The sequence below is a fragment of the Mycobacterium sp. genome (genome assembly GCF_049802695.1).
Taxonomy (GTDB): Bacteria; Actinomycetota; Actinomycetes; order Mycobacteriales; family Mycobacteriaceae; genus Mycobacterium.
This window is the reverse complement of sequence record NZ_JBARMY010000574.1, coordinates 1-7,377: the sequence shown is the minus strand read 5'-3', so window position 1 is coordinate 7,377 and position 7,377 is coordinate 1. Positions and strand designations below refer to the sequence as shown.

Sequence of the window (7,377 nt, the reverse complement as noted above, 5' to 3'; positions counted from 1 at the left end):
GGGTGGGCGCGTCGATCCAGCACGGCAGGTCGTTCAGGAATCCGCGGATCACCCGCACATGAGCCTCACCCAAGGTCCCGGCGCGTTGAGCGGCCGCGGTCGCGGCCAACCGCGGCGGCAGGGGTTCACCGGTCAGCGCGCGGCGCTCACCGAGATCACCGGCTTCCTCGATGCGCCGGTGGGCGTCGCTGCGCGCAATACCCAACCGGTCGGCCAACACCTGGGACAGCTTGCCGCCGATCTCAGCCGCGCTGGCTTGCTCGCGCACGCCGTTGAGCAACGCATGCCGCGCCACCGGCAGCCGCCGGCACTCGGATTCCAGGCGCTCCAACAACGCCAACCGTTCCGGTGTGGTCAACGCATCCAACGACAAATCAGCCAGACCGGAAACGGCGTCGCGCAACGCGTCGAACGCGGCGACGATCTCCTCGCGACTGCTGACTGCCATACCCGAAGACTATCGGCGACCACCGACAAGAAACCCCTGAAACCGCAGTGACGTAAGGGGTTTGATGGAGGCGATGTCAAAATTCGGCCATCGGCAGGAAAGACAGGTAGTGCGCTACGCGTGCCGACCGGCGACGGCCGACCCTAGATTGCATTCATCACACCCGCTCGAACACGGAGAGAAACGAGCCGATGACCACTTTGCTGGACGTCTTCACCGCGATGTGGCTGGTGTTTCTCGCGGTCGGTGTCTACAACCTGCAGTCGTGGCTGGAGCGCTGGGACGGTCAGCGCCGTGCCGACGACTAAGTGTCAAGCGTCGCTCACAACGTTCCCGGGCGCTCCGTGTAGCGCTTGCGCTTCTCAGCGTCGACCTGGCCGCCGAAAACGCTCTCGGCGCCCAGCCCGCGGCTCAGCGCCTCGAAAGCTGCTTGCGGCAGCAGCTTTTGAGCCAGCCTCACCGCGTTGAGCGAGCGCGGAACCATCACGCGGGCTTTCGGTTTGGTGATCAGCGCGGCAACGGCCCTGGCGACGTCTTCCGGTTCGGCGTTCTTCATTCCCCGCAGGCCACTCAAACCGGCGATCATGTCAGTGTTGACCAGAGTGGGAAGCACCGCAGAGAAGCGCAGACCGCTGCCGCGGTTCTCCAGGCGGACGGTGTCGGTGAACCCGAGCACGGCGTGCTTGGTGGCGCAATAGGTGGCGATCCCGGGCGCGGGCACCACAGCGCCCAGCGAAGCGATATTGATGATGTGACCGTGGCGACGGGTAAGCATCCGTTGCGCCGCCAGCTTGGTGCCCAGAATCACGCCGTAGACGTTGACATCGAGCAGGCGCTGAGTGGCGGCGTCGGCCTCGCCGAGTGCGCTGCCCACCGCGATGACGCCGGCGTTGTTCACCAGCACGTCAAGTGGCCCCAGCGCGTTTTCGACGCTATCGAGAAAATCGGTGAAGGACTGCCGGTCCGTCACGTCCAGCCTGCGGTGCACGTCGAGACCCAACCGGCTTCCCGCCGCATGCACCGCCGATTCGTCGACGTCTCCGATCGCGACCCTGGCGCCCGAATCACGCAGAACGGCGGCGGTGGCCAACCCGATGCCGCGGGCCGCGCCGGTGATGGCCACCACTTTCCCGACCTTGCCCTTACCAGACACAGGGCGAATCATGTCACGCGACCGGCTGCTGCCGACCGCGTCCCAGCCGCGGCGCGGCCGCGGTATGAGCTTCGTGCGGTAAGAATGACAAGTGTCCGATCCGACCGTGCTGCTGTTGTCGACGTCCGACACCGACCTGATCACGGCGCGCGCCAGCGGCGCGAACTACCGGTGGGCCAACCCCGCGAGGCTGTTGACCGATGAGCTGCCGGACCTGCTCGCCGGCGCCGACGTCGTCGTGGTCCGGATCCTCGGCGGCTACCGGGCCTGGGAGGACGGCATCGACGCCGTCCTGGCCAGCGGCGTGCCCGCCGTTGTGGTGAGCGGCGAACAGTCACCCGACGCCGACCTGATCGAACGGTCCACCGTGCCGGCCGGCATCGCACTGCAAGCCCACATCTACCTGGCACACGGCGGGCTGCCAAACCTGCGGCAACTGCACGCTTTCCTGTCCGACACCGTGCAGATGACAGGCTTCGGGTTCACCCCGCCGCAGAGCACTCCGACCTGGGGGACGTTGCCTCGGCCCGATGTCGGCAACACCGGCCCCACCATCGCGGTGTTGTACTACCGCGCACAACACCTCGCCGGCAACATCGGCTACGTCGAGGCGCTGTGCGCGGCGATCGAAGCCGCCGGGGGCCGCGCGCTGCCGGTGTACTGCGCGTCGCTGCGCACCGCCGAATCCGACCTGCTGGAAACCCTGACCCAGGCGGACGCGATGGTGGTCACCGTGCTGGCCGCCGGGGGAGTCAAACCCGCGACGGCGACGGCCGGCGGTGACGACGAAAGCTGGGACGTCGAACACCTGGCCGCCCTCGACATCCCGATTCTGCAGGGCCTGTGCCTGACCAGTTCACGCCGGCAATGGCACGACAACGACGACGGGCTCAGCCCGCTCGACGTCGCCACCCAGGTGGCTGTTCCCGAATTCGACGGACGCATCATCACAGTCCCGTTCTCCTTTAAAGAAATAGACGACGAGGGGCTGATCGCCTATGTCGCCGACCCGGAACGCTGCACGCGGGTGGCCGGCCTGGCGATGCGACATGCAGAGCTGCGCCGTATCACCGCCGCCGACAAGCGCGTCGCCGTCGTGTTCTCCGCATATCCGACCAAACACGCCCGCATCGGCAACGCCGTCGGGCTGGACACCCCGGCCAGCGCGGTGGCGTTGCTGAAGGCGATGCGCGAGCACGGCTATCAGATCGGCGACGTGCCCGGCGTCGAGGCCGACGACGGGGATGCGCTGATACACGCACTGATCGAACGCGGCGGCCAGGATCCCGACTGGCTCAACGATGGGCACCTGGCAGGCAACCCGATCCGAGTGTCGGCAGGTGACTACCAAGCCTGGTTCGCGACCCTGCCGGCGGACCTCGCCGACGCCGTGCAGCAGCACTGGGGCCCGCCGCCGGGAAATTTGTTCGTCGACCGAACCCACAACCCCGACGGCGACATCGTCATCGCGGCCATGCGAGCCGGCAACGTCGTGCTGGTGGTGCAGCCACCGCGTGGTTTCGGGGAGAACCCGGTGGCGATCTATCACGACCCGGACCTGCCGCCCAGCCATCATTACCTGGCCGCCTATCAATGGCTGGGACGGAGATTTGCGAACAGCTTTGACGCCCACGCCATCGTCCATCTGGGCAAGCACGGCAACCTGGAATGGCTGCCCGGCAAGACCCTTGGGATGTCCGCGGCCTGCGGGACCGACGCCGCGCTGGGCGACCTGCCGTTGATTTACCCGTTCCTGGTCAACGACCCCGGTGAGGGCACTCAGGCCAAACGGCGAGCTCACGCCGTGCTCGTCGATCACCTCATTCCGCCGATGGCCCGCGCCGAAACCTATGGTGACATCGCGCGTCTGGAGCAGCTGCTCGACGAACACGCCGCCGTCGCCGCGCTCGACCCGGGTAAGCTGCCCGCCATCCGCCAGCAGATCTGGACGCTGATCCGGGCGGCCAAGATGGATCACGACCTGGGCCTGACCGAGCGGCCCGCCGACGAGTCGTTCGACGACATGCTGCTGCACGTCGACGGCTGGCTGTGTGAGATCAAAGACGTCCAGATCCGCGACGGCCTGCACATCTTGGGCCAAACACCCACTGGGGAAGCCGAACTCAATCTGGTGCTGGCAATTCTGCGGGCCCGACAGCTGTTCGGCGGTGAACACTCGGTGCCCGGTCTGCGGCAGGCGCTGGGCCTCGCCGAAGACGGCACCGACGAGCGGTCATCGGTCGACGACGCCGAAGGCCGGGCCCGGGCGCTGGTCGAAGCGCTGCAGCACAGCGGCTGGGATCCGGGCGCCGTCGATCGGCTCACCGACGACCCGGACGTCGCCGCTGTGCTCAGGTTCGCCGCCACCGAGGTGGTACCGCGGCTTTCCGGTACCGCCGACGAAATCGAGCAGGTGTTGCGGGCTTTGGACGGCCGCTTCATCCCGGCTGGACCGTCCGGCTCTCCGCTGCGCGGGCTGGTCAACGTGCTACCCACGGGACGCAACTTCTACTCCGTCGATCCTAAAGCGGTGCCGTCCAAGCTGGCGTGGGAAACCGGTGTGGCACTGGCCGATTCGCTGCTAGCGCGCTACCGCGAGGACTACGGGGCCTGGCCGCGTTCGGTGGGCCTGTCCGTATGGGGCACCTCGGCGATGCGTACCGCGGGCGACGACATCGCCGAAGTGCTTGCCTTGCTGGGGGTCCGGCCGGTGTGGGACGACGCGTCCCGGCGGGTGGTCGGGATGACACCGATCTCGCCTTCGGAGCTCGGTCGCCCCAGGATCGATGTGACGGTGCGGATCTCCGGGTTCTTCCGCGACGCCTTCCCGCATGTGGTCACCATGCTCGACGACGCGGTGCGCTTGGTCGCCGACCTCGACGAATCCGGCGAGGAGAACTACGTGCGCGCGCACGCGCAGGCCGACTGGGCGCAGCACGGCGACCAGCGGCGTTCCACCACACGGATTTTCGGTTCCAAGCCGGGCACTTACGGCGCGGGTCTGCTGCAGCTGATCGACAGCCGCAACTGGCGCGACGACGCGGACCTGGCGCAGGTGTACACCGCGTGGGGCGGGTTCGCCTACGGCCGCGGCCTGGACGGCCGGCCGGCAACCGACGACATGAACCGTCAGTACCGGCGCATCGCGGTGGCCGCCAAGAACACCGATACCCGCGAGCACGACATCGCCGACTCCGACGACTACTTCCAGTACCACGGCGGCATGGTGGCCACCGTGCGGGCGTTGACCGGCCAGGCGCCGGCCGCCTATATCGGCGACAACACCCGCCCCGACGCGATCCGCACCCGCACATTGTCCGAGGAAACCACCCGGGTGTTCCGCGCGCGGGTGGTCAATCCGCGCTGGATGAACGCGATGCGCCGGCACGGCTACAAAGGCGCGTTCGAGATGGCCGCGACGGTGGACTACCTGTTCGGCTACGACGCCACCGCCAAGGTGATGGCCGACTGGATGTATGAAGAGCTCACCGACCGCTACGTGCTGGACCCGGAGAACCGAAAATTCATGTCGGAGTCCAACCCGTGGGCACTGCACAGCATGGCCGAGCGACTGCTGGAGGCCGCCGGCCGCGGAATGTGGGACCAGCCACAACCGGCCACCCTCGACGGCTTACGGCAGGTGCTGCTGGAAACCGAGGGCGACCTCGAAGGCTGACGTTAAGTTTGAGTCATGAGCACAACGAGCCCCACCTTCGCCGATCTCGCGAAATCCGAGTACGTCCTGCTGACCACCTTCACCAAGGACGGCCGGGCCAAGCCGACGCCGGTGTGGGCGGCCGCCGATGGTGACCGGCTGCTCGTCATCACTCAAGAGAAGTCCTGGAAGGTCAAGCGCATCCGCAACACCCCGAAGGTCAAGTTGGCGGTCTGCGACATGCGCGGCAACACCAAGAGTGCGGACGTCGAGGGGATGGCGACCGTCCTGGACAAATCCCACAACGGCGCCGTCTACGACGCCCTCGTCAAGCGTTACGGCCTGATCGCCCGGGTGTTCAACTTCTTCAGCAAGCTGCGCGGCGGCATGCAGAACAACGTCGGTCTGGAACTCAGACCGCTCCCAGGTGTGCTCTGAAAAACGCGAAGACCCGCGCCCACGCGTCCTCGGTGGCGGCCGCGTTGTAGCCGAAGCCAGTGATCCGCAGCAGCGGCTGCGCGGGCAGTTTGTTCGCGAAGGCGTGGCCGGCGCCCGGATAGACCTTGACGTCGTTGACGATGTTCTTCTGCTCGAGCACCCGTTGCAATTTCTTGGGTGCTCCGATGCCCGCCGGATCGCGGCCACCGAAACTGGCGACGATCGGGCACGCCCCGTCCAGGGTTTCGCTGAGGTCGCGCGGCAGCGGAGTGCCGTAGAACGGCGCGGCGGCGGCGAAGCCCTGAGGGGACATGACCAGCGCGAACTGGCCGCCCATGCAAAAGCCCGCGATGCCGACACGGCCGGAGCAGGCCGTGTCGTTGAGCAGGTGATCGCGGGCAGCCAGAATGTCGTCGAGTGCACGGCCCCGCTTCGTCAGCAACTCGCGGAACACCCGGGGGATGCAGCGCGCCCGGCCGCCGCGCGCGTACAGGTTGGGAGTCAACGCGAGGTATCCGGCGGCGGCGATGCTGTCGTTGATGGCTTGTACGTCCGGTCCGTAGCCGAACAGGTCGTGAATCACCACGACGCCCGGCCACGGTCCCTGCCCGTCGGGAACACTCAGCAGCGCGTCGAACCGGCCGGCGGGGGCGTCGATCTCTATGGTCGTCACGTCAGACATCTAACCGCGACACGCACGCCGACGGAACTCCGGTGGCCGTCGTGGACGTTGGCCTCTCATGGTGTGGCGACTTTTCCTCGGCTACGTCGTGGCCGAACTGACGGTGCTGGTGGTGCTGGCGTCGACGATCGGGCTCGGTCGCACTCTGCTGGTGCTGGTCGCAACCTTCGTTGTCGGTGTCGTCTTGGCCGGATCGCAGGTCAAGCGTCAACTGGTCCGGTTACGGTCCGGGACGGTCACCGCCCGCGGGGCGCTGACCGACGGCGCTTCGGTGGCCCTGTCGACGGTGCTGATCGTGGTTCCCGGGCTGGTCACCAGCGCGCTGGGGCTGCTGCTGTTGTTCCCGCCGACCCGCGCCGCTGTGCGCCCGCTGCTGGTCGGACTGGTAGCGCGCAGCACCGGCCTGCCGCTGATCGCGGTGGCCGCCACCAGCGCGGGCCGGTATGCGTCGAGCCGTTACCACGGTGGTCGCCCGGAAGGCCGCGGCGTTTACATCGACGGCGAGGTCTTGGATGTCACAGACGTCCCAGACGACCCGGATGTCGTGCCGCGCGCCGTGCTGCGGCGGCCGGAATAGTCGACCTAGTTTTCTGGCGTGACGACACTGCTGCTCAACGGTCGGGTGCACAGCCCGTCCCACCCCGACGCGACCGCCATGGCGGTCCGCGACGGCGTCGTGGCGTGGCTGGGCAGCGACGGCGTGGGCCGTGACCAGTTCCCGCAAGCTGACGTCGTCGATCTCGACGGCGGCTTCGTTGCACCGGGCTTCGTGGACAGCCATATCCACCTCACCGCCACCGGGCTGTCGCTCAGCGGGTTGGATCTGCGCGCCGCCCGCTCGGGTCGCCATTGCCTGCAACTGATCACCGAGTACGCGACGGCGCATCCGAATGAGCCGGTCTGGGGTCACGGCTGGGACGACTCCTCTTGGCCCGAAACGGCCCCGCCGAGCACGGCCGACCTCGACGAGGTGCTCGGCGATCGTCCCGCCTATCTGGCGC

Annotated in this window: 7 protein-coding genes; 4 read left to right on the top strand and 3 right to left on the bottom strand. The window is 67.6% G+C overall.

From position 1 onward, the window contains the following. Both WA317_RS22690 and WA317_RS22685 read right to left on the bottom strand, forming a co-directional pair. Positions 1-448: DUF222 domain-containing protein (locus WA317_RS22690; RefSeq protein WP_425175175.1), on the bottom strand; the 448-nt coding region annotated here is incomplete at its 3' end. A gap of 322 nt (positions 449-770) precedes the next feature. After that, entirely contained in the window at positions 771-1,601 is an 831-nt protein-coding gene (locus WA317_RS22685; protein ID WP_425175174.1) for an SDR family oxidoreductase, read from the bottom strand. A gap of 91 nt (positions 1,602-1,692) precedes the next feature. On the opposite strand from WA317_RS22685, the gene cobN reads away from it, so the two are divergent. Beyond that, positions 1,693-5,277: a cobaltochelatase subunit CobN gene (cobN, locus tag WA317_RS22680; RefSeq protein WP_425175173.1), complete on the top strand. Its 3,585-nt coding sequence runs from the start codon at positions 1,693-1,695 to the stop codon at positions 5,275-5,277. A gap of 15 nt (positions 5,278-5,292) precedes the next feature. Then, the gene (locus tag WA317_RS22675; protein WP_425175172.1) at positions 5,293-5,694 is read left to right on the top strand and encodes a PPOX class F420-dependent oxidoreductase; all 402 of its coding nucleotides are present in this window, start codon (positions 5,293-5,295) and stop codon (positions 5,692-5,694) included. Here the strand turns inward: WA317_RS22675 and WA317_RS22670 are convergent. Then, positions 5,669-6,367: a dienelactone hydrolase family protein gene (locus WA317_RS22670; protein WP_425175171.1), complete on the bottom strand. Its 699-nt coding sequence runs from the start codon at positions 6,365-6,367 to the stop codon at positions 5,669-5,671. The genes WA317_RS22675 and WA317_RS22670 overlap by 26 nt on opposite strands. Before the next feature lie 70 nt (positions 6,368-6,437). Between WA317_RS22670 and WA317_RS22665 the strand changes: the two genes are divergently transcribed. Together WA317_RS22665 and WA317_RS22660 are read left to right on the top strand one after the other, a co-directional pair. After that, positions 6,438-6,953 (top strand): FxsA family protein, encoded by a 516-nt coding sequence (locus WA317_RS22665; RefSeq protein ID WP_425175170.1) that lies wholly within the window; start codon positions 6,438-6,440, stop codon positions 6,951-6,953. A gap of 78 nt (positions 6,954-7,031) precedes the next feature. Continuing rightward, positions 7,032-7,377: amidohydrolase family protein (locus WA317_RS22660; RefSeq protein WP_425175176.1), on the top strand; the 346-nt coding region annotated here is incomplete at its 3' end.